Genomic DNA, 22,096 nt, shown 5'->3' with positions numbered 1-22,096 from the left:
ACCCCCCCCCCCCCCAACCCCCCCCCCCCCCCCCTCGCGGGGTCTTTGATTTTTGTACACCCCCCCCCCCCCCCCGCGCGCCCGGGCCCCGGGGGGGGGCCCCCGCGGCCGATGTGACGTACCTCTACACGCCCTCCACGGGGCGCCTGTGCCGCGGGGAGGACCCCGCAGGACTCAGGCGTCCTCGCGGGCCAGCGCCTCCATGGAGCGCGCCGTGACGTCCTCCACCTTGCCGAGAGCCGGGATCGTGACGACCAGGCCCTGGGCCTTGTAGTAGTCGATGATCGGCTCGGTCTGCGTGTGGTAGACCTCCAGCCGCGTACGGACGGTGTCCTCGGAGTCGTCGTCGCGCTGGTACAGCTCGCCGCCGCAGACGTCGCAGACGCCTTCCTGCTTCGGCGCCTTGTACGACACGTGGAAGACGTGCGCCGAGTCGTTGCGGCAGATGCGGCGGCCCGCGATACGGCGGACCACCTCGTCCTCGGGGACCTCCAGGTCCAGCACCGCGTCCAGCTTCATGCCCTCGGTGCTGAGCATCTCGTCCAGCGCCTCGGCCTGCGAGACGTTGCGCGGGAAGCCGTCGAGCAGGAAGCCGCCCTCGGCGTCGGGCTGCTCCATGCGGTCCTTGGCCATGGCGATGGTGACCTCGTCGGGTACGAGTTCGCCCTTGTCCATGTAGGACTTCGCCAGCTTGCCGAGTTCCGTCTGCTGAGAGATGTTGGCGCGGAACAGGTCACCCGTTGAGATGTGCGGGATCGCCAGATTCTTGGCGAGGAACGCGGCCTGCGTTCCCTTCCCGGCACCGGGCGGCCCGACGAGGACGATTCGCATCAGCGGAGGAACCCTTCGTAATTGCGCTGCTGAAGCTGACTCTCGATCTGCTTCACCGTCTCGAGACCGACACCCACGATGATGAGGATGCTGGTGCCACCGAACGGGAAGTTCTGGTTTGCCCCGAAACCAACCAACGCCACCGTCGGCACGAGAGCGATCAGCCCCAGATACAGCGAACCCGGCCAGGTGATCCGGTTGAGTACGTAGCTGAGGTACTCAGCGGTCGGCCGGCCAGCCCGGATGCCCGGGATGAAGCCACCATACTTCTTCATGTTGTCGGCGACTTCCTCGGGGTTGAACGAGATCGCCACGTAGAAGAACGCGAAGAACACGATCAGGAGGAAGTACAGGGTGATGTAAATCGGGTGGTCACCCTTGGTCAGGTTCTGCGTGACCCACGTTTTCCACCCGGAGTTGCTCTTCGAGAACTGGGCGACCAGGCTCGGAATGTAGAGCAGCGACGACGCGAAGATGACAGGAATCACACCTGCCTGGTTGACCTTGAGCGGAATGTAGGTCGACGTACCGCCGTAGGAACGGCGGCCGATCATGCGCTTCGCGTACTGGACCGGAATGCGGCGCTGCGCCTGCTCGACGAAGACCACCAGACCGACCATGCACAGACCCACCGCGATGACCGTGCCGAACTCGATCCAGCCGCCCGCCAGCTTGCCCTGGACCTTGACGGTCCACAGCGCGCTCGGGAAGGTCGCGGCGATCGAGATGAACATCAGGATCGACATGCCGTTGCCGATGCCGCGGTCGGTGATCAGCTCACCGAGCCACATGACGACACAGGTACCGGCGGTCATCGTGATGACCATCGTGATCGTGGTGAAGATCGACTGGTCGGGCACGATCTGGTTGGCGACGGGGCAGCCGGAGAACAGCGCGCCGCTGCGCGCGGTGGCCACCAGGCCCGTGCCCTGGAGGATGGCGAGCGCGACCGTCAGATAGCGGGTGTACTGCGTGATCTTCGCCGTGCCGGCCGAGCCCTCCTTCTTGAGGGCTTCCAGTCGCGGGATCACCACGGTGAGCAGCTGGAGAATGATGCTCGCCGTGATGTACGGCATGATGCCGAGCGCGAAGATCGTGATCTGGAGCAGCGCGCCGCCGCTGAACATGTTGATCAGGCTGAACAGCCCGCGGTTCGAGTCGGCCACATCGATGCACGACTGGACGTTCTTGTAGTTCACACCGGGGATCGGGATGTGGGTACCGACCCGGTAGACCACGATGATGCCCAGCGTGAAGAGCAGCTTCTTGCGCAGGTCGGGCGTCCTGAACGCCCGGGCGAACGCGGTGAGCACGGTGCCTCCTGCGACCCCCGCGCTACTGCGGCAGAGGGTGACGGTCTTGAGGTTCGACGGATGACTGACAGCTAACCAACAGTCAAAGACCGCCCGGAGTTCCCGTGAGGCACGCCGGACGAAAATTAACAGTGCAGGCCACCTTACCGGCGACACTGCCCCCCTTGGAACGACCAACCGGGGATGCCCCTTTTGTGGGGCATCCCCGGTCGGGATCGTTCAGGTCATCGAGACGCCTGCTGAAATCAGACGAGCTCGGTGACGGTACCGCCGGCGGCGGTGATCTTCTCCTTGGCGGAGCCGGAGACGGCGTCGACCGTCACCTGCAGCGCCACGGAGATCTCGCCCTGGCCGAGGACCTTGACGAGGCTGTTCTTGCGAACGGCACCCTTGGCGACGAGACCCTCGACGGTGACCTCGCCACCCTCCGGGTACAGCGCGGCCAGCTTGTCGAGGTTCACGACCTGGAACTCGGTCTTGAACGGGTTCTTGAAGCCCTTCAGCTTCGGGAGACGCATGTGGAGGGGCATCTGCCCGCCCTCGAAGCGCTCCGGAACCTGGTAACGGGCCTTCGTGCCCTTGGTACCACGACCGGCCGTCTTACCCTTCGACGCCTCACCACGACCGACACGGGTCTTGGCGGTCTTGGCGCCCGGGGCGGGACGGAGGTTGTGGATCTTGAGCGGGTTGTTTTCCGCCATGATCAGTCGACCTCCTCGACCGTCACGAGGTGGCGGACGGTGTGAACCATTCCGCGGAACTCGGGGCGGTCCTCCTTGACGACCTGCGTGTTGATGCCCTTGAGACCAAGGGAGCGCAGGGTGTCACGGTGGTTCTGCTTGCTGCCGATGTACGACTTCGTCTGCGTGACCTTGAGGCGCGCCATCAGACACCCGCCCCGGCACGTGCACGAAGGAGCGCCGCGGGGGCGACGTCCTCGAGGGGCAGACCACGGCGAGCCGCGATCTCCTCGGGACGCTGGAGGCCCTTGAGGGCCGCCACGGTCGCGTGCACGATGTTGATCGCGTTCGAAGAACCGAGCGACTTCGACAGGATGTCGTGAACGCCGGCGCACTCGAGCACTGCACGCACGGGACCACCGGCGATAACGCCGGTACCGGGGGAAGCAGGCTTGAGCAGGACGACGCCCGCGGCCTTCTCGCCCGTGATCGGGTGCGGGATGGTGCCCTGGATACGGGGGACCTTGAAGAAGTGCTTCTTGGCCTCTTCAACACCCTTGGCGATCGCGGCCGGCACCTCCTTGGCCTTGCCGTAACCGACACCGACGGTGCCGTCACCATCGCCTACCACGACAAGCGCGGTGAAGCTGAAGCGACGACCACCCTTCACAACCTTGGCGACGCGGTTGATCGCGACAACGCGCTCAACGTACGCGGTCTTCTCGGCGGCAGCAGCGCCGCCGTCACGGCCCTTCCGGTCCCGCCGCTCGCCGCCACCGGCACCGCTTCCACGGCGCTGGGGTCCAGCCATTGGATTACCTCTCTCTTTCCGCTAGCTACGGAAGCGGCTCAGAACTTGAGCCCGGCTTCGCGGGCGGCGTCCGCCAGGGCGGCGATGCGCCCGGCGTACTGGTTTCCACCACGGTCGAACACGACAGCCTCGACACCGGCGGCCTTGGCGCGCTCGGCGACCAGGGCGCCGACCGACTTGGCCTGCGCGGACTTGTCGCCCTCGCCACCACGGATCGTGGTGTCCAGGGTCGAAGCCGACGCGAGGGTGTGACCCTGCACGTCGTCGATGACCTGGGCCACGATGTGACGGTTGGAGCGCGTCACGACCAGGCGCGGACGCTCAGCCGTACCCGAGATGTGCTTACGGATGCGGATGTGACGACGCTTGATGGCAGCACGCTTGTAAGCGTCGCCCTTAGCAATCTTGACACCGTATGCCATGGCTTACTTACCCGCCTTTCCGACCTTGCGGCGGATGACTTCGCCTTCGTACTTGACGCCCTTGGCCTTGTACGGGTCGGGCTTGCGCAGCTTGCGGATGTTGGCCGCAACCTCGCCGACCTTCTGCTTGTCGATGCCCTCGACCGAGAAACGGGTCGGGGCTTCCACCTTGAAGGTGATGCCCTCGGGGGCCTCGACAGTGATCGAGTGGCTGTAACCGAGCGAGAACTCCAGGTCGGAGCCCTTCGCCAGGACGCGGTAACCGACACCGCTGATCTCGAGCTTCTTCACGTAACCCTCGGTCACGCCGGTGATCATGTTCGCCACCAGCGTGCGGGACAGGCCGTGGAGGGCCTTGTTCTGACGCTCGTCGTTGGGGCGGGTGACGTTCAGAACGCCGTCCTCACCCTTGGCGATCTCGATCGGCGCCACGACGGTGTGGGTCAGCGAGCCCTTGGGACCCTTGACCGAGACCGTACGGCCGTCGATGGTGACGTCCACGCCGGCGGGAACCGTGATGGGGAGCTTGCCAATACGCGACATAGCTGTTTCCTCCGTTCCCTTCCGCTACCAGACGTAGGCGAGGACTTCTCCGCCTACGCCCTTCTTGCCGGCCTGCTTGTCGGTGAGGAGCCCGTGCGACGTGGAGATGATCGCCACGCCGAGGCCGCCCAGAACCTTGGGCAGGTTGGTGGACTTCGCGTAAACCCGGAGACCGGGCTTGGAGATCCGCTTGATGCCCGCGATGGAGCGCTCACGGTTCGGGCCGAACTTCAGCTCGAGAACGAGGTTCTTGCCGACCTCGGCGTCCTCGACCTTCCAGCCCGTGATGAAGCCCTCCTGCTGGAGGATCTCCGCGATGTGCGACTTGATCTTGCTGTGCGGCATACCCACGGTGTCGTGGTACGCCGAGTTCGCGTTACGCAGACGCGTAAGCATGTCTGCGATCGGATCAGTCATGGTCATGAATTGGCCTTCGGCCTCTCTCGCCGGGGTTTCCTGTATGCGCCATCCCTCTCCCCACTCATGGGCGGGACGGGTGCGGTGCGGGGACCTACGGCGTAGTAAGTCGTGTGGGCGTCAGGCGCCCAACCCTCCTAGCCTAAGCCATGGAGGGCTGGGCACCCGACACACCCATTGCTTACCGAGAGCCCTGGAATCCCAGAATTGCGGGGATTACCAGGAGCTCTTGGTCACGCCCGGCAGCTCGCCACGGTGAGCCATCTCACGAAGGCAGACGCGGCACAGGCCGAACTTGCGGTACACGGAGTGCGGACGACCGCAGCGCTGGCAGCGCGTGTAGCCACGCACACCGAACTTGGGCTTACGAGCAGCCTTGGCAATCAGAGCCTTCTTCGCCATCTCGCTTACGCCTCCTTGAAGGGGAAGCCGAGGTGACGGAGAAGGGCGCGGCCCTCAGCGTCGTTGGTCGCCGTGGTCACCACGGTGATGTCCATGCCCCGGGTACGGTCGATCTTGTCCTGGTCGATCTCGTGGAACATGACCTGCTCCGTGAGACCGAAGGTGTAGTTGCCGCGGCCGTCGAACTGCTTGGGGGACAGACCACGGAAGTCGCGGATGCGCGGAAGCGCGAGCGACAGGGTGCGGTCCAGGAACTCCCACATGCGGTCGCCACGGAGCGTGACGTGGGCACCGATCGGCTGACCCTCACGCAGCTTGAACTGCGCGATGGACTTGCGGGCCTTGGTGATGGCCGGCTTCTGACCGGTGATCGTGGTCAGGTCACGGACGGCACCGTCCATGAGCTTCGAGTCACGGGCGGCGTCGCCGACACCCATGTTGACCACGATCTTCACGAGGCCGGGGATCTGCATGACGTTCTCGTAGGAGAACTCTTCCTGCAGCTTGCCCGCGATCTCCTCGCGGTACTTCGTCTTGAGACGCGGAGTGGTGGTGGTAGCCATCAGATGTCCTCACCCGTCCGCTTGGCAACGCGGATCTTGTTGCCCTCGTCGTCGAAGCGGTAACCGACGCGCGTGACGACCTTGTTGCCGTCCTTCTCAACGACCAGCTGGACGTTGGAGACGTGGACGGGCGCCTCGGTCGTGACGATGCCACCGGCCTGCGAACCCTTGGCGGTCGGACCGGCCTTCGTGTGCTTCTTGACCCGGTTGACACCCTCGACCAGGACGCGGTCCTCGCGGGGGAAGGCCGCGATGACCTTGCCCTGCTTGCCCTTGTCCTTACCGGTGATGACCTGGACCAGGTCGCCCTTCTTGATCTTCATGCTTACAGCACCTCCGGCGCGAGCGAGATGATCTTCATGAACTTCTTCTCGCGCAGCTCACGGCCGACGGGGCCGAAGATACGGGTGCCACGAGGGTCGCCGTCGTTCTTCAGAATGACGGCGGCGTTCTCGTCGAAGCGGATGTACGAGCCGTCCGGACGGCGGCGCTCCTTGACGGTGCGAACGATGACGGCCTTGACGACGTCACCCTTCTTCACGTTGCCGCCGGGGATCGCGTCCTTGACGGTGGCGACGATGACGTCACCGATGCCCGCGTAGCGGCGACCGGAGCCACCGAGCACACGGATGCAAAGGATTTCCTTCGCACCAGTGTTGTCGGCGACACGCAGTCGCGACTCCTGCTGGATCACGTCTATCTCCTGATTGTCTGCCGGTTCCCGGGGCGGGGCCGTCTAGGACGGTCCCGCCCCGAGCCTGGCGGAACGAACCTGAGGGAAACCCCTCAGGTGATTACTTGGCCTTCTCGAGGATCTCGACGATGCGCCAGCGCTTCGTCGAGGACAGCGGCCGGGTCTCCATGAGGAGGACGCGGTCGCCGACGCCGGCGGCGTTCTGCTCGTCGTGGGCCTTGAGCTTGTTCGTACGGCGGATGACCTTGCCGTACAGCGCGTGCTTCACGCGGTCCTCGACGGCGACGACGACGGTCTTGTCCATCTTGTCGCTGACGACCAGACCCTCACGGGTCTTGCGGAAGCCGCGGTCGGTCTTCTGCTCAGTCACGTTGCTCTCGCTCATCAGGCGCTCTCCACCGTCTCGATGCCCAGCTCGCGCTCACGCATCAGGGTGTAGATCCGCGCGATGTCCTTGCGGACGGCCTTGAGCCGACCGTGGTTCTCGAGCTGACCGGTCGCCGCCTGGAAGCGGAGGTTGAACAGCTCTTCCTTGGCTTCGCGGAGCTTCGCGAGAAGCTCCTCGTCACCCAGTTCGCGCAGCTCGGACGCCTTGGTACCGGCCGACATCACGCTTCACCTGCCTCGCGCTTGACGATCCGGCACTTCATCGGCAGCTTGTGGGCTGCGCGAGTGAGGGCCTCACGGGCGATCTTCTCGTTGGGGTAGGACAGTTCGAACATGACCCGGCCCGGGTGCACGTTCGCGATCCACCACTCCGGCGAACCCTTACCGGAACCCATGCGGGTCTCGGCAGGCTTCTTCGTGAGCGGGCGGTCCGGGTAGATGTTGATCCAGACCTTGCCGCCACGCTTGATGTGGCGGGTCATCGCGATACGAGCGGCCTCGATCTGGCGGTTCGTCACGTACGCCGGCGTGAGGGCCTGAATGCCGTACTCGCCGAACGAAACCTGCGTGCCGCCCTTGGCCTGACCACGGCGCTTCGGGTGGTGCTGCTTGCGGTGCTTGACCCTACGGGGGATCAGCATGTCGGTCAGGCCTCCGTTCCGGTGCTCTCAGCCGGAGCGGCAGCCGGAGCCTCGGCCTTGGGGGCCTCGGCAGCGGGAGCCGTCTGCGGCTTACGACCGCGACCGCCACGCTCGCCACCGCGGCCACCGCGGCCGGCCGGGCGGTCAGCGCCGCCACGGGCCGGGCGGTTGCCCGCGCGGGCAGCAGCGTTCTCGGCGCGGACCTCGGCGATGTTCTTGACGTCGCCCTTGTAGATCCAGACCTTCACACCGATGCGGCCGAAGGTCGTCTTGGCCTCGAAGAAGCCGTAGTCGACGTTCGCGCGGAGCGTGTGCAGGGGCACACGGCCCTCGCGGTAGAACTCCGAGCGGGACATCTCGGCGCCGCCGAGGCGGCCACCGCACTGGATCTTGATGCCCTTGGCGCCCGCCTTCATCGCCGACTGCATGCTCTTGCGCATGGCACGGCGGAAGGAGACGCGGGAGGACAGCTGCTCGGCAACGGCCTGAGCAACCAGCTGAGCGTCCGTCTCGGGGTTCTTGACCTCGAGGATGTTCAGCTGGACCTGCTTGCCCGTGAGCTTCTCGAGGTCACCGCGGATGCGGTCGGCCTCGGCGCCACGGCGGCCGATGACGATGCCGGGACGCGCGGTGTGGATGTCCACCCGCACGCGGTCACGGGTGCGCTCGATCTCAACCTTCGAGATGCCCGCGCGCTCCATGCCGGACGTCATCATCCGACGGATGGCGACGTCTTCCTTGACGTAGTCCTTGTACAGCTTGTCGGCGTACCAGCGGGACTTGAAGTCCGTGGTGATGCCGAGCCGGAACCCATGCGGGTTAACCTTCTGGCCCATTACCGGGTTCCTTCCTTGCTGCTGACGACCACGGTGATGTGGCTGGTCCGCTTGCGGATCCGGTAGGCACGGCCCTGGGCGCGCGGACGGAACCGCTTCAGGGTCGGACCCTCGTCGACGTACGCCTCGGAGATGTAGAGGCTGTCGGCGTCGGTGTGGTCGTAGTTGTGCGCGGCGTTGGCAATGGCGCTGTCAAGCACCTTGCCGACCGGCACGCTCGCGGCCTGCGGGGCGAAACGCAGGACCGCCTGAGCCTCCGTGGCATCCATGCCACGGATAAGGTCCACCACTCGGCGGGCCTTCATGGGCGTAACGCGGATGTACCGCGCCTGGGCCCTGGCTTCCATGGTTGTCCTTCCAGTGTCTGTCATGGTCGATTCCACCCCGCGTTAGCGGCGCTTCGACTTCCGGTCGTCCTTGACGTGACCCCGGAAGGTGCGCGTCGGCGAGAACTCGCCGAGCTTGTGGCCGACCATCGACTCGGTGACAAACACCGGGATGTGGGTCTTGCCGTTGTGCACCGCGATCGTGTGGCCGAGCATGGCCGGGATGATCATCGAGCGACGGGACCAGGTCTTGATGACGTTCTTGGTACCGGCTTCGTTCTGTACGTCCACCTTCTTTACGAGGTGTCCGTCGACGAAGGGTCCCTTCTTGAGACTGCGCGGCATCTAAACCCGCTCCTAGCGCTTCTTGTTCGTCTTGCGGCGGCGGACGATGTACTTGTTCGAAGCCTTCTTCGGCGAACGAGTACGACCCTCCTTCTGACCCCACGGCGAGACCGGGTGGCGACCACCGGAGGTCTTGCCCTCACCACCACCGTGCGGGTGGTCAACCGGGTTCATCGCCACACCGCGGACGGACGGGCGAACGCCCAGCCAGCGCTTGCGGCCGGCCTTACCCCAGTTGATGTTGCTCTGCTCGGCGTTGCCGACCTCGCCGACCGTGGCGCGGCAGCGCTGGTCAACGAGGCGGATCTCGCCGGAGGGCATGCGGAGGTGGGCCATGGTGCCCTCCTTCGCGAGCAGCTGCACCGAGGCACCGGCGGAGCGGGCGAACTTGGCGCCGCCACCGGGACGGATCTCGATCGCGTGGATCGTGGTACCGACCGGGATGTTGCGGAGCGCCAGGTTGTTGCCCGGCTTGATGTCGGCCCCGGGACCGTTCTCGACGCGGTCACCCTGCGACAGGTTGCGGGGGGCGAGGATGTAGCGCTTCTCGCCGTCCGCGTAGTGAAGCAGCGCGATGCGCGCGGTGCGGTTGGGGTCGTACTCGATGTGCGCGACCTTCGCCGGCACGCCGTCCTTGTCGTGACGACGGAAGTCGATCACTCGGTAGGCGCGCTTGTGTCCGCCACCCTGGTGGCGAACGGTCACACGACCGGCGTTGTTACGGCCGCCCTTGCTGTGCAGCGGGCGGACCAGCGACTTCTCCGGCGTGGACCGCGTGACCTCGACGAAGTCGGCGACGCTGGAGCCACGACGGCCCGGCGTAGTCGGCTTGTACTTGCGGATTCCCATTTCTCAGTCCTCGTCCGATATTCGGACCAGGGCGCTCCGTTAGGAGGCCTGGCCGAAGATGTCGATACGGTCGCCCTCAGCGAGGGTCACGATCGCGCGCTTGCTGTCAGCACGCTTGCCGAAGCCCGTCTTGGTGCGCTTGCGCTTGCCCTGACGGTTGATCGTGTTGACCCCGGTGACCTTGACCGAGAAGACCGCCTGGACGGCCTGCTTGATCTGGGTCTTGTTGGCCCGCGGGTCCACGACGAAGGTGTACTTGCCCTCGTCGAGCAGCGCGTAGCTCTTCTCCGAGACGACCGGCTTGAGGAGGACGTCACGGGGATCCGTGAAGCTCTTGCTCAGCGGGGTCTCGACGGTGTTCTTGCCTTCGGCCTCGTGGCGCTTCGCCTTGGCGACGCGCGCGGCCTTGGCGGCCTTGGCGGCCTTCGAGGCAATGCTCGGGTGACGCGTAGCCATCAGGCTTCGCTCCCTTCGGTGTCAGCGGCCTGGGGGCCAGACACGAAGGACTCGAAAGCGGCCTGGGTGAAGACCACGTCGTCCGAGACGAGAACGTCGTACGTGTTCAGCTGGCCCGGCTCCAGGATGTGGACCTGGGGCAGGTTGCGCGCGGAGAGCAGCGCGGCCTCGTCGGAGCGCTCGATGACCAGGAGCACGTTCTTGCGCTCGCTGACCTTGCCGAGGAAGCTCTTCGCGGCCTTGGTGGAGGGGGTCTCGCCCTCGATCACGCCGGTGATGACGTGGATGCGAGCGTTGCGGGCCCGGTCGGTGAGGGCGTGGCGCAGGGCCGCGGCCTTCATCTTCTTCGGGGTCCGCTGCGAGTAGTCACGCGGGGTGGGGCCGTGAACGACGCCACCGCCGGCGAACTGCGGCGCGCGGGTCGAACCCTGACGGGCGCGGCCGGTGCCCTTCTGGCGGTAAGGCTTGCGGCCACCACCACGGACCTCGCCACGACGCTTGACCTTGTGCGTGCCCTGACGGGCGGCGGCCAGCTGCGCGACGACGACCTGGTGAAGCAGCGGGATGCTGATCTTCTCGACGTCGAAGATCTCGGCCGGGAGCTCGATAGTCCCGGCGGTGTCGCCGGAGGGCGACAGAATGTCAATGGTGCTCATGTCCTCAGGCCCCCTTGGCCGCGGTACGGACCAGGACGAGGCCGCCGTTCGGACCAGGGATCGCTCCCTTGATGAGGAGCAGGCCCTTCTCCGCGTCAACGGCGTGAACGGTCAGGTTCTGGGTGGTGACCCGCTCGTTGCCCATGCGGCCCGCCATGCGGACGCCCTTGAACACACGGCCCGGGGTGGCACAGCCACCGATGGAGCCGGGGGAGCGGTGCTTGCGCTGGACACCGTGTCCGGCGCCGAGGCCCCTGAAGTTGTGACGCTTCATGACACCGGCGAAGCCCTTGCCCTTGCTGTTGCCGGTCACGTCCACCTTGATGCCGGCCTCGAACACCTCAGCGGTGATCTCCTGGCCGAGGGTGTACTCGCTGGCGTCAGCGGTACGGATCTCGACGAGGTGGCGGCGGGGAGTGACGTCGGCCTTCGCGAAGTGGCCCTTGAGGGGCTTGTTCACCTTGCGCGGGTCGATCTCGCCGAACGCGATCTGGACGGACTCGTAGCCGTCGACGTCGTTCGTGCGGACCTGGGTCACGACGTTCGGGCCGGCCTTGACGACGGTGACGGGAACAACACGGTTGTTCTCGTCCCACACCTGCGTCATGCCGAGCTTCTCGCCGAGGATGCCCTTGATCTGCTTAGCCATTCTCAGATCACCGATCCCTAGAGCTTGATCTCGATGTCGACACCGGCCGGGAGGTCGAGTCGCATCAGGGAGTCAACGGTCTTGGGCGTGGGGTCGAGGATGTCGATGAGGCGCTTGTGCGTGCGCATCTCGAAGTGCTCGCGAGAGTCCTTGTACTTGTGCGGCGACTTGATGACGCAGTACACGTTCTTCTCAGTGGGCAGCGGCACCGGGCCCGCGACCGACGCACCAGTGCGCGTCACCGTCTCGACGATCTTCTTCGCCGAGGAGTCGATGACCTCGTGGTCGTAGGCCTTGAGCCGGATGCGGATCTTCTGTCCCGCCATGGCTACTCAGTAGTCCTTTGTCTCGATTTAAACGCTCTGGCACTCGGGGGTTCGCGTCCTGTTCTCCGACCCACGCGGTCGGGTGTGTCGCGCTCCCGGCGACAGGAATATCCATCACGGATTTCCCTGCCAGGGACGCGGCTCCGCCCGAAAGCAACCGCAGGACCGGGGGCGAGAACACCCACCGGGTGCCTGGCCTGCACCCCGCTGACACTTCCCGGAAGATTCCCGTACGTCCGCCCCAGCGCTGCCTGAACGACAGATGGGGCGACGAGTACTGTGGGACTCGCTTCCGGTCCTCCCGACGAGAGGCGCGCAGCATCGGCACTCGACCGAGCAACCCCGTTAGTCTGCCATACAGGACAGTCCCCTGGCCAATCGAGCCGAGGATCGTACCCCTAAGGTGACGCAGATCAAACCCGGGGCACGCAGCCAAGTCGGCGGAGATCTCCCCCAGGGCATATGCGCAGGACCCAGGCCCGACCGCCCTTTCCGGCCCTAAGCTTTCTTCACGAGCGCCGGAAACAACAGGCGCCTGCGAGAGCTGGGGGACGAGCGACATGACCGTGCGGCTGGAAGATCCGGACCATGCAGCGGCGCAGGACACCGGAGCACCAGCCCCTGGTCAGCGAGTGACCGTGCGCAACCGTCCCTGGGTGGTCACCGACGTCCTCCGCTCGACTGCCGCCAGCGACGACCCGGCACGCGCGGCGGAGGCCACCACCAGCCACCTGATCACCCTGTCCTCCCTGGAGAGCGACGGCCGGGACGAAGAGCTCCGGGTGGTCTGGGAGCTGGAGCAGGCGACGGACGTCCACGACCAGTACGAACTGCCCTCTCCCGACGAAGGCTTCGACGAGCCCGGCCGCCTGGACGCGTTCCTGGACGCGGTGCGCTGGGGCGCCATCGCCTCCGCCGACAAGACGGCGCTCCAGGCCCCGTTCCGCTCCGGCGTGGAGATCCAGGACTACCAACTGGACCCGGTCGTACGCGCCTTGTCCATGCCCCGTACGAACCTGCTGATCGCGGACGACGTGGGCCTGGGCAAGACGGTCGAAGCCGGCCTGGTGATGCAGGAGCTCATGCTGCGCCACCGCGCCCGCTCCATGCTGATCGTCTGCCCCGCCGGACTGACGCTCCAGTGGCGGGACGAGATGCGGGACAAGTTCGGCCTGGACTTCCGGATCGTCGACACCAGGATGCTGCGGGAGTTGCGCCGCTCCGCGGGCCCGTACGCCAACCCGTGGACCCATCACCCGCGGCTGATCGTCTCGATCGACTGGCTGAAGCGCGAGCGCCCGATGCGCATGCTGCGCGAACTGCTGCCCCAAGTGCCTGAATATCCCCGCGCCTTCGACCTGCTGGTCGTGGACGAGGTGCACACGTGCGCGCCCTCCGGGACGGGGAAGTACGCGGTGGACTCACAGCGCACCCGGGCCGTGAAGCTGCTGGCTCCGCACTGCGAGCACCGCCTCTTCCTCTCGGCGACCCCGCACAACGGCTATCTGGAGTCCTTCACCGCGCTCCTGGAACTGCTCGACGACCACCGCTTCGCCCGTGGCATCAAGCCGTCCGACGAGCAACTGCGCCGGGTGATGGTGCGCCGGATGAAGTCGGACCTGCCGCCGCTGTGGAACGGCAAGTCGCGCTTCCCGAAGCGGGTGCCGCACGCACTGGAGGTCGAGTACAGCGACGCGATGCGGGAGGCGTACGCGAAGCTGACGGAGTACGCGCGTTCCCGCCGCGCCGAGCAAGGGAACGGAAAGGCGGGCGGGACGGCCGCCGACTTCGTGACGTCACTGCTCAAAAAGCGCTTCCTGTCGTCTCCGAAGGCTTTCGCGGAGACGATCCACACTCATCTGGGCACGATGACGACCAAGCGCTCCGAACCTGAGCAGGAGCCCGCTCCGAGCGTCCGTGTGCTGCGTCCACTGATCGACGGGATCGAGGAGGCCGAGGAGGAGGACGAGCAGGAGCAGGCCGAGGCGGCGGCGCGGGCCTTCACCGCTGCGCGCCAGGCCATGCGCCCGCTCTCCGACCGGGAACACACCCTCCTCAAGGAACTGGACACCTGGGCCATCGACGCCGGGAAGCGACCCGACGCCAAGTTCGGCCGCTTCAAGGAGTGGCTGGACGAGATCGTCTGCCCTGACGGTCCTCTGGGCGACTGGAGACCCGAGCGGGTCATCGTCTTCACCGAGTACCGCGACACCCAGCGCTGGCTGTACGGACAGCTGATCGCCGCCGGCTACCCCGAGGAGCGGATCGCCCAGCTGTACGGCGGCCAGGACCAGGACGACCGGGAGCAGGTCAAGCAGGTCTTCCAGGAGGACCCCGACCTCTCCCCCGTCCGCATCCTGCTCGGCACCGACGCGGCCAGCGAGGGCATCAACCTCCAGGCCCACTGCCACCGGGTGCTGCACTGGGAGATCCCCTGGAACCCGAACCGCCTGGAGCAGCGCAACGGCCGTGTGGACCGGCACGGGCAGAAGGCGGACCAGGTGGACGTGTTCCACTTCGTTCCGGCGGGCTGGCAGGGCTTCGACCCGGCGCACGACAACCAGACGGACTCGGGCTACGAGGACGGCGCCCTGGAGGACGAGCTGCACTTCCTCGCCGTCGCCGCCCGCAAGACCGAGCGCATCCGTGAGGACCTGGGCAGCGCGGGCGAGGTGATCGCCGCGCAGGTCGAGCAGAAGATGCTGGGCCGCCGTTCGAGCTGGACCACCGCCGACGCCGAGATCACCAAGCGGTCCGGGAAGGCCGTCCTGAAGGTCGAGCGGGACCTGGCGCGTGACCTGGAGCGGTTGGTGGACGCGCTGTCCGACAGCCGTCAGGAGCTGCACCTGACGCCGGAGACGGTCGAGCGGGTCGTCCGTACGGGCCTGCTGCTGGCCCACAACAAGGATCTCACCGAGGTCCCCGACCCCAAGCCGGGCAAGGGCGCGCGCTGCTTCCGGCTGCCAGAGCTGCCCGGCGCCTGGGCGCGCGCCCGCAACGACGGGCTGCGCCACCCCCTCACCGGCAAGGAACGCCCGGTCGTCTTCGACGAGGCGGAGGCCCGCGACCGCACGGACGTGGTGCACCTGCACCTGGGCCACCGCCTGGTCCAGATGTGCCTGCGGCTGCTGCGGGCCGAGCTGTGGTCGAGCGGACCGAAGGCCCGCCTGTCCCGGGTGACGGCCCGGGTGGTGCCGGACGGCGTGCTGCGGCAGCCTGCGCTGGTGGCGCACGGCCGCGTGGTCATCACCGGCAGCGGCGGGACGCGGCTGCACGAGGAGGTGATCACGGCGGGAGGCCTGATCGAGGGCGGCAAGCTCGTCGCGGCGAAGATGGAGGATGTCGACGGCTGGCTGGCCGAAGCGACGGAGGAGCTGCCCGCCACCGACGTCCTGGCCGAACTCACCGGCCTCTGGCCACAGTTGGAGGACCGGCTCGCACGCGCCCTCAACACCCGCGCCAACCGCCGCTTCCGCTCGTTGGAGACGCTGCTCGCCGAACGCTGCGAGGAGGAGGTCGAGGGCATGCGGGCGGTCCTGGAGGACCTGGGCCGCTCGATCCGGGACCGGCTGGACGACACGGGGCACTGGCAGCAGGAGTCCCTGTTCGACGTCGACGACGAGCGCCGCCAGTTGCGCGCGGACCGGGAGGGGTTGCAGGAACGGCTGCGACGTCTGCCCGAGGTGACGGAGGCGGAGACGACCGCGTTGCGCCGCCGCTGGGCCGATCCCTCGCCGCGTTGGTTCCCGGTCGCCGTGACCTTCCTCGTCCCCCGTTCCCTCTCGCCCCTCGCATCCAACGCCGCCCGCCAGGAGAACCGCTGATGCCCGCCGCTCCCGCCGCCAGGAAGTTCCCGCCGAAGGGCTCGGTCCCCACCCCCGCCGAGCAGCACGAGGACTGGCTGCGGCTGCTGCGCCCCGACGGCCCGTTCGTGTCGCTGCCGGTGCTGGTCGGCGCCTTCCCGCAGGGTCTCGACACGATCCCGCCCGAGACGTGGGCGCGGCTGCGGCAGGCGTGGGCGGAGGTCCAGGAGGACCCGGCGCCGCTGCGGTCCGCGTGGGAGAAGTTCGTCCTGACCGAGCTGATCGGCTGGCGTGCTCCCGGTCTGCGCGAGGGCGCTGCGATCCCCGAGTCGCTGCGTGCCGGCGCGAACACACCCGACGCCGTGCTCCTCGGCCCCGGCCAGTCCGGCGGCTTCACTCCGCGCGCCCTGTTCTTCCGTACGGACGACTGGGAGGGCCCCCTCAACCGCCCGCGCGGCGAACAGCCCGGCATCGCCGACCGGGCGGCCGACCTGTGCCGGGCCCGCAACGTCCCGCTGGCGCTGCTCACCAACGGCCGCGAGTGGGCGCTCGTCCACGCCCGCCCGAAGGAGGCGACGACCGTCGCCGTCTTCGACGCGGACCTGTGGACCGAGGAACCGATCCTGGCCCGCGCCTTCGCGAGCCTGCTCACCGCGGGCCGGGCGGTCCGCCCTCCGCTGGACGCGGCGGGCAAGCCGACCGAGTCGACCGCGGGCCTGTTCGCCCGCACCGCCGAATCCCAGTCCGAGGTCACCGACACCCTGGGCCGCCAGGTCCGCGAGGCGGTGTCGCTGCTGGTCGCGGAGGTGTCCCGACTGGACCGCGAGTCGGGCGGCGACCTGCTCGGAGGCGTCCCCGCCAAGCAGGTCTACGAGGGCGCGCTCACCGTGATGATGCGCCTCGTCTTCCTCCTCTACGCCGAGGAGCAGCGTCTGTTGCCCTCCGGGGACGAGCTGTACGACGCCTCGTACGCGGTCGGCCCGCTGCACGACGAGCTGGAGACGGCCCAGCACCTGCACGGCGACGAGCTGGGCGACCGGGTCGAGGCGACCTGGCCGCGCCTGCTCGCCCTGTTCGCGGCCATCCACGGCGGCAGCACGCACGACCGGCTGTGGATCCCCCCGTACGGCGGCTCGCTCTTCGACCCGTCCCGTTTCCCCTGGCTGGTCCCGGCCAAGGTCACCGACCGCGTGGTCTACGAGATCCTGGACGCCCTCCTCACCCTGCGCGCCCGCAAGGGCTTCAAGGGCAAGGAGCGCCTCTCCTACAAGGGCCTGGACGTCGAGCAGATCGGCCACGTCTACGAGGGTCTGCTGGAGTACGGCTGCCGCTGGGCCGACGAGCCGTACGTGGGCGTCTCCTTCGGACGGGACAAGAAGTACGAGGCGGTGCTGCCGCTGGCCCGCCTGGAGGAGTGGGAGGCGGCCGGCACGCTGGCGGACGAGGTCGCCGCGGCCGCCGGTACGAAGGCGGCGACGGTGACGACCGCCCACGCCAAGTCGGGCACGGCCACGGTCGAGCTGGAGACGGCCTGCGGCAACGACATGGCTCTCGTGGAGCGGGCCGCCGTCTTCTCCGGGCTGTACGGCCTCGACCTGCGCGACGAACCGAAGGTGTGGCCGCAGGGTTCGGTCATCGTGGTCCGCTCCGGCAACCGCCGCGACACGGGCACGCACTACACGCCGAAGGCGCTGGCGGAGGAGGTCGTCGAGCACACGCTCGCGCCGCTGTGCTTCGCGCCGGGCCCGGCAGAGGGCGCGGAGCCCGGTGTCTGGGAGCCGAAGAAGGCGGAGGAGCTGCTGAAGCTGCGGGTCCTGGACCCGGCGATGGGTTCGGGCGCGTTCCTGGTCTCGGCCTGCCGTTACCTCTCCGACCGGGTGGTGGACGCCTGGCTGCGGGAGGACGAGCTGCCGCCCGAGATCGCCAAGGACGTGGACCGCGACGACCACGAGCAACTGCACCAGATCGCGCGGCGGTTGGTGGCCGACCGGTGCCTGTACGGCGTCGACCGCGACCCCATGGCGGTGGAGCTGGCCAAGCTGTCGCTGTGGCTGGTGACGCTGGCGAAGGGCCGGCCGTTCTCCTTCCTGGACCACGCGCTGCGGTCGGGTGACTCGCTCGTGGGCGTCATCGACGTCCGACAGGTCAAGCAGTTCCATCTGGAATGGCAGGACCGGCAGTTGAGCCCGGAGGTGGCGCGGGCGCTGGACGTCACGGAGACCTTGCTGTCGGAGGCGGCTGAGCTTCGGCGCAAGATCGAGTCGACGGCGGTCACGGACATCCGGGTGGTGCGCGACAAGGCGGACCTGCTGGCGAAGGCGGAGTCCCGCAGCGAGCGGCTGCGGCTGGCGGCGGACGCGGTGGTGGGCGCGGCCCTGGCCGCCGAGGGCATCTCCGACGAAGAGGCGTCCGACATCTCCGGCGAGGAGAACGTGGGCGGGGCACGGGGTGCTGCGCGCTTCCGTGACGCCAAGGAGGACGCCAAGTCCCGGGCCTACCGAAACCGGCTGGAGTCGGTGGCGGGGCTGGTGGCTACCGCGCTGGAAGGCGGCGCCGGGGCCGAGGAGGCGGAGGCTCGGGCGCGCGGGATTGTGGACGGGTGGCTGAAGGGGCCTCGGGCTGAGGCGGTGCGGCCGTTGCATTGGCCGTTGGAGTTTCCGGAGGTTATGGGGGTGGGGGGCTCCAGTGGGTTTGATGTAGTGGTGGGGAATCCGCCGTTTGTGGGCGGGCAGAAGCTGACAGGGGCGTTGGGGCAGGACTACCGGGAGTACCTGGTCAATCGGGTCGGGGGCGGAAAACGGGGCAGCGCGGACCTGTGCTCGTACTTCCTGCTGCGGAACCTGTCGCTGGCACCGGGGCGCCGCACGGGGATCATCGCCACAAACACGGTCGCTCAGGGCGATACGCGTGAGGTCGGGCTCGACCAGGCGCTGGCGAGCGGTTGGACGGTGTACCGGGCGGTCAAATCGCAGCCTTGGCTGGGGTCGGCTGCGGTAGTCGTGTCGCTGTTGTGGCTGGCGGGCAAGCTCAGCGAGAGCGAGGCTCCTGTGCTCGACGGCAACGAAGTACGGGGAATTACGCCGGGGCTTGACCCTGCATCTCGAGTTTCAGGGACGCCATATCGACTAGTGGACAACGAGGCTCAGTCTCACATCGGATCGTATGTACTGGGCACGGGTTTCGTGCTGCCGTCTGAGCAGGCGCAGGCGCTCATTGCGAAGGATCCGAAGAACGCGGAAGTTCTGTTCCCGTATCTCATCGGTAAGGACTTGAACCAGCGACCGGGTGCCACCGCGAGCCGATGGGTGATCAACTTCCACGACTGGTCACAGGAGAAGGCCGCAGAGTACGCGGATGCGTTCGCGATTGTAGAGAGAGACGTCAAACCGGAGCGAGCGAAGAACAGCAACAAGCAGCGACGGGAAATCTGGTGGCGGTTCACCCGCCCGACCACTGAGCTGTACGAGGCCATCTCAGAGCTCGAACAGGTCATCGTGATCGCCTTGGTCAGCAGCACCGTAATGCCAGCTCGGGTGCCCGCGAATCAGGTGCTGGCGCACAAGCTCGGCGCCTTCGCCACCGACAGCACGGCCCAACTGTCCATCCTGTCCAGCTCCTTCCACACTTGGTGGGCTTGGAAGTATTCGGCAACCATGAAGGAAGACCTCAACTACTCGCCCAGCGACGTCTACGAAACATTCGCCCGACCTTACGAGACCTCGCGTCTTTTTGGGGCCGGTGAAACCCTGGAAGCAGCACAGCGCAGCATGATGTTCGCCAGGGACATCGGCCTCACCCCGGTCTACAAACTCGTACATCTTCAGTCCGCGAATGCCCCCGACATCGAGGCAGTTCGGCAAGCGCACGTTGAGGTGGACCAGGCAGTTGCCGAAGCGTACGGCTGGACCGATCTCGACCTCAAGCACGGCTTCCACACCACACCCCAAGGCGAGCGCTTCACCATCGCTCCGGACGTCCAGACCGAGATTCTGGACCGACTCCTTGAGCTGAACCACGCCCGCTACAAGGAAGAGGCAGAGAAGGGCATGCACACGCCAGAGGCCAAGCGGCGGCGCGCTGCCGCACGTAAGGCCAAAGCGAAGGCTCGCGCCGCCGCGCACGCACCACAGAGCACCGAAGAGGACTTCTCCGACGGGCTGTTCCCCGAGCCTGGCGCCCTCTTCTGAGCCCGCACACGAACGCGCCCCGCCCCGGCGTCAACCAGTCTCGGGGCGCGGGCAGTTGATTTCAGCTCCCCGACGCGTACGTCACAAAGTCCGCCCACACGTCCGATGCCAGCGCGAGCTGAGGACCTCCGACGGTCTTGGAGTCACGGACGTGGACGGTGCCGGGGACACTGGCAACCTCCACGCAGGAGTCGCCTTCACTGCTGCTGCTGTAGCTGCTCTTGAACCACTCCAGTTCGGAAGCGTCCCCGGCCGAGGTATTGCGGATCATGTTTCCCCCAGCAGTTGCTCGATGAAGGCCGTCGACTCACGGGGCGTGAGAGCCTGCGCCCGGATGATGCCGTAGCGCAGTTCCAGGATACGGAGCTGCCTGGGATCGGAGACCGGGCGGCCGTTGACCACGGCCGGAGATCGCCCCACAGCCGAGCCGTCAGCGAACTTCAACACCTCGATGTCACCGGCCAATCCAGCATGCTCCTCGCGCTCCATCGGCATCACCTGTAGCTCGACGTTCCGCAACTGTCCTACCACCAGCAGATGTTCAAGCTGGCAGCGCAGCACCGCCTTCCCGCCAAGCGGACGTCGAAGCGTCCACTCCTCCAGGACGAAACTGAGTTCAGGCGCCGGATCCCGTTCGAAGACCGCCTTGCGGGCTACACGCGCAGCGATGAACCGCTCCACCTCATCCTCGGTATAGGCCGGCCGCCGCATCAGGAGAAGCCCGCGTGCGTACTCCGGCGTCTGCAACAGGCCGTGGATGTTCAAGGGGTCGTACAGCTGAAGCTCGACCGCCTTCGCCTCGCTGTCCGCCAGGTCCCGCACCTTCTTGGGATACCGGACCTTCTTCACGTCCTCCTTCATGGCAGCGAGCAGCCCACCCGCCCCCAACACCTCGTCCGCCCTGTCCAGATACTCAAGCCGAGGAATCCGCCTACCCGCCTCGATCTTGTAGACCAGGTCCTCCCCATACCCCACCGCCGCCCCGAACTCGGCGGCCCGCATCCCCGCCGCCTCCCGCCGCAGCTTCAACTGCCGCCCCACGGTGGCGACCACCGCCACACCCCAGTCGTCGTCCGGATCCACCTCCCACCCCGGCTCGTCCGCCTCGCCCTTGAGCCGCCCCGCGTCGCCGTTCACCTGCTGCATCACGCGCACCTCCGTCGCCCGCACGCACCGCAACGCCCCGTACCTGTCGAGCCCGTGCCGACAGCCCCGACAGCACCGGACGGACTCCGGACAGACTCGGTACGGATCGCCTGAGTCACTCATCACGGTAAGCACGCGCCACCACGCTCAGTGACGTGAATCAGGAAAAGTCCACCCAGCTCCTCTCCCCCATCCGCCACTTCAGCGTCTTGCTGTCCCCCACCCCGCGCGGCGCCCGACTCGCCCGTCTCCTCGCCACCGAGTGGCTGCGCACCTGGGACCTGCCGCACGGCGTCACCGAGGCCGCCGAGCACCTCGTCGCCGAGCTCGCCTCGAACGCCGCCACCCACGGCCGGCTTCCGGGCCGGAGCTTCCGCCTGGAACTCCGCGCCACCCCCGATGTACTCCGCATCGAGGTGACGGACACGTGCGGCAACGACCTCCCGCGCCCTCAAACCCCGTCCGCCGAGGCCCTATCAGGGCGCGGTCTCCTCCTCGTCGAGGCTCTCTCCGACCGTTGGGGAGTCGAACTCGGCCCCGTCCCGCGCAAGACCGTCTGGGCCGAACTGAGACTTCGGAAACCGAAGCATGAAAACCCGTACTCCGGCGCGACCAGCGGTCTTCCCTAAGAACCACCAGGGAGAAAGAACCCCCACCAAGCCCCACCCCTCCCGCCCGCGGCGCAGCATCACTCCCCCGAGTGAATATGCCCAACTCGACTGGCTTTGGGATGGGTTGCCTGCCCTACGCTCAGCGCGACAGACCACGACCGTTGGCATCCGCAGACACCCGCGGACCTGCGACAGGAAATGC

Annotated in this window: 28 protein-coding genes; 3 read left to right on the top strand and 25 right to left on the bottom strand. The window is 67.2% G+C overall.

The window, feature by feature from the left end:
* Window positions 1-174 precede the first annotated feature (174 nt).
* From ACFWI4_RS27220 to rpsJ, 23 genes are all read right to left on the bottom strand, one after another.
* Window positions 175-831, bottom strand: a complete 657-nt coding sequence (locus ACFWI4_RS27220; protein ID WP_385404845.1) for an adenylate kinase — start codon at window positions 829-831, stop codon at window positions 175-177.
* Window positions 831-2,144: a preprotein translocase subunit SecY gene (gene secY / locus ACFWI4_RS27215; protein ID WP_339130942.1), complete on the bottom strand. Its 1,314-nt coding sequence runs from the start codon at window positions 2,142-2,144 to the stop codon at window positions 831-833. The genes ACFWI4_RS27220 and secY overlap by 1 nt, the downstream gene beginning before the upstream one ends.
* A 245-nt stretch (window positions 2,145-2,389) precedes the next feature.
* Window positions 2,390-2,845, bottom strand: a complete 456-nt coding sequence (gene rplO / locus ACFWI4_RS27210; RefSeq protein ID WP_003974249.1) for a 50S ribosomal protein L15 — start codon at window positions 2,843-2,845, stop codon at window positions 2,390-2,392.
* A gap of 2 nt (window positions 2,846-2,847) precedes the next feature.
* On the bottom strand, window positions 2,848-3,030 hold the full coding sequence (gene rpmD / locus ACFWI4_RS27205) for a 50S ribosomal protein L30 (protein WP_055553514.1): 183 nt from the start codon (window positions 3,028-3,030) through the stop codon (window positions 2,848-2,850).
* Window positions 3,030-3,635, bottom strand: coding sequence for a 30S ribosomal protein S5 (gene rpsE / locus ACFWI4_RS27200; protein WP_103549189.1), 606 nt, complete (start codon window positions 3,633-3,635; stop codon window positions 3,030-3,032). The genes rpmD and rpsE overlap by 1 nt, the downstream gene beginning before the upstream one ends.
* 38 nt (window positions 3,636-3,673) lie before the next feature.
* The gene (gene rplR, locus ACFWI4_RS27195) at window positions 3,674-4,057 is read right to left on the bottom strand and encodes a 50S ribosomal protein L18 (protein WP_361676693.1); all 384 of its coding nucleotides are present in this window, start codon (window positions 4,055-4,057) and stop codon (window positions 3,674-3,676) included.
* Between the two features lie 3 nt (window positions 4,058-4,060).
* Window positions 4,061-4,600, bottom strand: a complete 540-nt coding sequence (gene rplF, locus ACFWI4_RS27190; protein WP_385404838.1) for a 50S ribosomal protein L6 — start codon at window positions 4,598-4,600, stop codon at window positions 4,061-4,063.
* 24 nt (window positions 4,601-4,624) lie between these two features.
* Complete coding sequence (gene rpsH / locus ACFWI4_RS27185) at window positions 4,625-5,023, bottom strand: 30S ribosomal protein S8 (protein ID WP_010986352.1); 399 nt, start codon at window positions 5,021-5,023, stop codon at window positions 4,625-4,627.
* Window positions 5,024-5,233: 210 nt separating this feature from the next.
* On the bottom strand, window positions 5,234-5,419 hold the full coding sequence (locus ACFWI4_RS27180) for a type Z 30S ribosomal protein S14 (RefSeq protein WP_003948630.1): 186 nt from the start codon (window positions 5,417-5,419) through the stop codon (window positions 5,234-5,236).
* A gap of 5 nt (window positions 5,420-5,424) precedes the next feature.
* Window positions 5,425-5,982 (bottom strand): 50S ribosomal protein L5, encoded by a 558-nt coding sequence (rplE, locus tag ACFWI4_RS27175; protein ID WP_385404836.1) that lies wholly within the window; start codon window positions 5,980-5,982, stop codon window positions 5,425-5,427.
* A complete protein-coding gene (rplX, locus tag ACFWI4_RS27170; RefSeq protein WP_006376030.1) occupies window positions 5,982-6,305 on the bottom strand; it encodes a 50S ribosomal protein L24 in 324 nt (107 codons plus the stop codon). Before rplX ends, rplE begins: the two co-directional genes overlap by 1 nt.
* Window positions 6,306-6,307: 2 nt before the next feature.
* Window positions 6,308-6,676: a 50S ribosomal protein L14 gene (gene rplN, locus ACFWI4_RS27165; protein ID WP_003998823.1), complete on the bottom strand. Its 369-nt coding sequence runs from the start codon at window positions 6,674-6,676 to the stop codon at window positions 6,308-6,310.
* Window positions 6,677-6,776: 100 nt separating this feature from the next.
* Window positions 6,777-7,061 (bottom strand): 30S ribosomal protein S17, encoded by a 285-nt coding sequence (rpsQ, locus tag ACFWI4_RS27160; protein ID WP_266761752.1) that lies wholly within the window; start codon window positions 7,059-7,061, stop codon window positions 6,777-6,779.
* The gene (gene rpmC / locus ACFWI4_RS27155) at window positions 7,061-7,285 is read right to left on the bottom strand and encodes a 50S ribosomal protein L29 (RefSeq protein ID WP_003998824.1); all 225 of its coding nucleotides are present in this window, start codon (window positions 7,283-7,285) and stop codon (window positions 7,061-7,063) included. The genes rpsQ and rpmC overlap by 1 nt, the downstream gene beginning before the upstream one ends.
* Window positions 7,285-7,704 (bottom strand): 50S ribosomal protein L16, encoded by a 420-nt coding sequence (gene rplP / locus ACFWI4_RS27150; RefSeq protein WP_010986348.1) that lies wholly within the window; start codon window positions 7,702-7,704, stop codon window positions 7,285-7,287. Before rplP ends, rpmC begins: the two co-directional genes overlap by 1 nt.
* A gap of 5 nt (window positions 7,705-7,709) precedes the next feature.
* The gene (gene rpsC, locus ACFWI4_RS27145; RefSeq protein ID WP_339130940.1) at window positions 7,710-8,540 is read right to left on the bottom strand and encodes a 30S ribosomal protein S3; all 831 of its coding nucleotides are present in this window, start codon (window positions 8,538-8,540) and stop codon (window positions 7,710-7,712) included.
* Window positions 8,540-8,887: a 50S ribosomal protein L22 gene (gene rplV, locus ACFWI4_RS27140; RefSeq protein WP_019329637.1), complete on the bottom strand. Its 348-nt coding sequence runs from the start codon at window positions 8,885-8,887 to the stop codon at window positions 8,540-8,542. Before rplV ends, rpsC begins: the two co-directional genes overlap by 1 nt.
* Window positions 8,888-8,929: 42 nt before the next feature.
* Window positions 8,930-9,211, bottom strand: coding sequence for a 30S ribosomal protein S19 (gene rpsS, locus ACFWI4_RS27135; protein WP_024755409.1), 282 nt, complete (start codon window positions 9,209-9,211; stop codon window positions 8,930-8,932).
* Window positions 9,212-9,223: 12 nt separating this feature from the next.
* Window positions 9,224-10,060 carry a 50S ribosomal protein L2 gene (gene rplB / locus ACFWI4_RS27130; protein ID WP_081218889.1) on the bottom strand — a complete coding sequence of 279 codons (837 nt, stop codon included), beginning with the start codon at window positions 10,058-10,060 and terminating at the stop codon, window positions 9,224-9,226.
* A gap of 39 nt (window positions 10,061-10,099) precedes the next feature.
* The gene (rplW, locus tag ACFWI4_RS27125) at window positions 10,100-10,516 is read right to left on the bottom strand and encodes a 50S ribosomal protein L23 (RefSeq protein WP_037626998.1); all 417 of its coding nucleotides are present in this window, start codon (window positions 10,514-10,516) and stop codon (window positions 10,100-10,102) included.
* Window positions 10,516-11,172 (bottom strand): 50S ribosomal protein L4, encoded by a 657-nt coding sequence (rplD, locus tag ACFWI4_RS27120; protein ID WP_385404830.1) that lies wholly within the window; start codon window positions 11,170-11,172, stop codon window positions 10,516-10,518. Before rplD ends, rplW begins: the two co-directional genes overlap by 1 nt.
* A 4-nt stretch (window positions 11,173-11,176) precedes the next feature.
* Window positions 11,177-11,821: a 50S ribosomal protein L3 gene (gene rplC / locus ACFWI4_RS27115; protein ID WP_385404828.1), complete on the bottom strand. Its 645-nt coding sequence runs from the start codon at window positions 11,819-11,821 to the stop codon at window positions 11,177-11,179.
* Between the two features lie 17 nt (window positions 11,822-11,838).
* Window positions 11,839-12,147: a 30S ribosomal protein S10 gene (gene rpsJ / locus ACFWI4_RS27110; protein ID WP_003948644.1), complete on the bottom strand. Its 309-nt coding sequence runs from the start codon at window positions 12,145-12,147 to the stop codon at window positions 11,839-11,841.
* Window positions 12,148-12,707: 560 nt separating this feature from the next.
* On the opposite strand from rpsJ, the gene drmD reads away from it, so the two are divergent.
* Complete coding sequence (gene drmD / locus ACFWI4_RS27105; protein ID WP_387201087.1) at window positions 12,708-15,971, top strand: DISARM system SNF2-like helicase DrmD; 3,264 nt, start codon at window positions 12,708-12,710, stop codon at window positions 15,969-15,971.
* On the top strand, window positions 15,971-20,137 hold the full coding sequence (locus ACFWI4_RS27100) for an Eco57I restriction-modification methylase domain-containing protein (protein WP_387201084.1): 4,167 nt from the start codon (window positions 15,971-15,973) through the stop codon (window positions 20,135-20,137). The genes drmD and ACFWI4_RS27100 overlap by 1 nt, the downstream gene beginning before the upstream one ends.
* Window positions 20,138-20,198: 61 nt before the next feature.
* Here the strand turns inward: ACFWI4_RS27100 and ACFWI4_RS27095 are convergent, their stop codons facing one another.
* Together ACFWI4_RS27095 and ACFWI4_RS27090 are read right to left on the bottom strand one after the other, a co-directional pair.
* Window positions 20,199-20,408, bottom strand: coding sequence for a DUF397 domain-containing protein (locus ACFWI4_RS27095; protein WP_387201081.1), 210 nt, complete (start codon window positions 20,406-20,408; stop codon window positions 20,199-20,201).
* Complete coding sequence (locus tag ACFWI4_RS27090; RefSeq protein WP_387201097.1) at window positions 20,405-21,283, bottom strand: helix-turn-helix domain-containing protein; 879 nt, start codon at window positions 21,281-21,283, stop codon at window positions 20,405-20,407. Before ACFWI4_RS27090 ends, ACFWI4_RS27095 begins: the two co-directional genes overlap by 4 nt.
* A gap of 155 nt (window positions 21,284-21,438) precedes the next feature.
* On the opposite strand from ACFWI4_RS27090, the gene ACFWI4_RS27085 reads away from it, so the two are divergent.
* Window positions 21,439-21,912, top strand: a complete 474-nt coding sequence (locus ACFWI4_RS27085; RefSeq protein WP_387201078.1) for an ATP-binding protein — start codon at window positions 21,439-21,441, stop codon at window positions 21,910-21,912.
* The last annotated feature ends 184 nt before the right edge of the window (window positions 21,913-22,096 follow it).

The sequence above is a fragment of the Streptomyces sp. NPDC127038 genome, from assembly GCF_042725875.1.
GTDB lineage: Bacteria > Actinomycetota > Actinomycetes > Streptomycetales > Streptomycetaceae > Streptomyces.
The sequence above is the reverse complement of the archived record's forward strand: the minus strand, read 5'-3'. Positions and strand labels throughout refer to the sequence as shown.

Excerpts from the sequence above, each read along its gene's own strand:
- ACFWI4_RS27220 (WP_385404845.1), bottom strand. The coding sequence starts at position 831 with ATGCGAATCGTCCTCGTCGGGCCGCCCGGTGCCGGGAAGGGAACGCAG.
- rplO (WP_003974249.1), bottom strand. The coding sequence starts at position 2,845 with ATGGCGGAAAACAACCCGCTCAAGATCCACAACCTCCGTCCCGCCCCG.
- rpmD (WP_055553514.1), bottom strand. The coding sequence starts at position 3,030 with ATGGCGCGCCTCAAGGTCACGCAGACGAAGTCGTACATCGGCAGCAAG.
- rpsE (WP_103549189.1), bottom strand. The coding sequence starts at position 3,635 with ATGGCTGGACCCCAGCGCCGTGGAAGCGGTGCCGGTGGCGGCGAGCGG.
- rplR (WP_361676693.1), bottom strand. The coding sequence starts at position 4,057 with ATGGCATACGGTGTCAAGATTGCTAAGGGCGACGCTTACAAGCGTGCT.
- rplF (WP_385404838.1), bottom strand. The coding sequence starts at position 4,600 with ATGTCGCGTATTGGCAAGCTCCCCATCACGGTTCCCGCCGGCGTGGAC.
- rpsH (WP_010986352.1), bottom strand. The coding sequence starts at position 5,023 with ATGACCATGACTGATCCGATCGCAGACATGCTTACGCGTCTGCGTAAC.
- ACFWI4_RS27180 (WP_003948630.1), bottom strand. The coding sequence starts at position 5,419 with ATGGCGAAGAAGGCTCTGATTGCCAAGGCTGCTCGTAAGCCCAAGTTC.
- rplE (WP_385404836.1), bottom strand. The coding sequence starts at position 5,982 with ATGGCTACCACCACCACTCCGCGTCTCAAGACGAAGTACCGCGAGGAG.
- rplX (WP_006376030.1), bottom strand. The coding sequence starts at position 6,305 with ATGAAGATCAAGAAGGGCGACCTGGTCCAGGTCATCACCGGTAAGGAC.
- rpsQ (WP_266761752.1), bottom strand. The coding sequence starts at position 7,061 with ATGAGCGAGAGCAACGTGACTGAGCAGAAGACCGACCGCGGCTTCCGC.
- rpmC (WP_003998824.1), bottom strand. The coding sequence starts at position 7,285 with ATGTCGGCCGGTACCAAGGCGTCCGAGCTGCGCGAACTGGGTGACGAG.
- rplP (WP_010986348.1), bottom strand. The coding sequence starts at position 7,704 with ATGCTGATCCCCCGTAGGGTCAAGCACCGCAAGCAGCACCACCCGAAG.
- rpsC (WP_339130940.1), bottom strand. The coding sequence starts at position 8,540 with ATGGGCCAGAAGGTTAACCCGCATGGGTTCCGGCTCGGCATCACCACG.
- rplV (WP_019329637.1), bottom strand. The coding sequence starts at position 8,887 with ATGGAAGCCAGGGCCCAGGCGCGGTACATCCGCGTTACGCCCATGAAG.
- rpsS (WP_024755409.1), bottom strand. The coding sequence starts at position 9,211 with ATGCCGCGCAGTCTCAAGAAGGGACCCTTCGTCGACGGACACCTCGTA.
- rplB (WP_081218889.1), bottom strand. The coding sequence starts at position 10,060 with ATGGGAATCCGCAAGTACAAGCCGACTACGCCGGGCCGTCGTGGCTCC.
- rplW (WP_037626998.1), bottom strand. The coding sequence starts at position 10,516 with ATGGCTACGCGTCACCCGAGCATTGCCTCGAAGGCCGCCAAGGCCGCC.
- rplD (WP_385404830.1), bottom strand. The coding sequence starts at position 11,172 with ATGAGCACCATTGACATTCTGTCGCCCTCCGGCGACACCGCCGGGACT.
- rplC (WP_385404828.1), bottom strand. The coding sequence starts at position 11,821 with ATGGCTAAGCAGATCAAGGGCATCCTCGGCGAGAAGCTCGGCATGACG.
- rpsJ (WP_003948644.1), bottom strand. The coding sequence starts at position 12,147 with ATGGCGGGACAGAAGATCCGCATCCGGCTCAAGGCCTACGACCACGAG.
- drmD (WP_387201087.1), top strand. The coding sequence starts at position 12,708 with ATGACCGTGCGGCTGGAAGATCCGGACCATGCAGCGGCGCAGGACACC.
- ACFWI4_RS27100 (WP_387201084.1), top strand. The coding sequence starts at position 15,971 with ATGCCCGCCGCTCCCGCCGCCAGGAAGTTCCCGCCGAAGGGCTCGGTC.
- ACFWI4_RS27095 (WP_387201081.1), bottom strand. The coding sequence starts at position 20,408 with ATGATCCGCAATACCTCGGCCGGGGACGCTTCCGAACTGGAGTGGTTC.
- ACFWI4_RS27090 (WP_387201097.1), bottom strand. The coding sequence starts at position 21,283 with ATGCAGCAGGTGAACGGCGACGCGGGGCGGCTCAAGGGCGAGGCGGAC.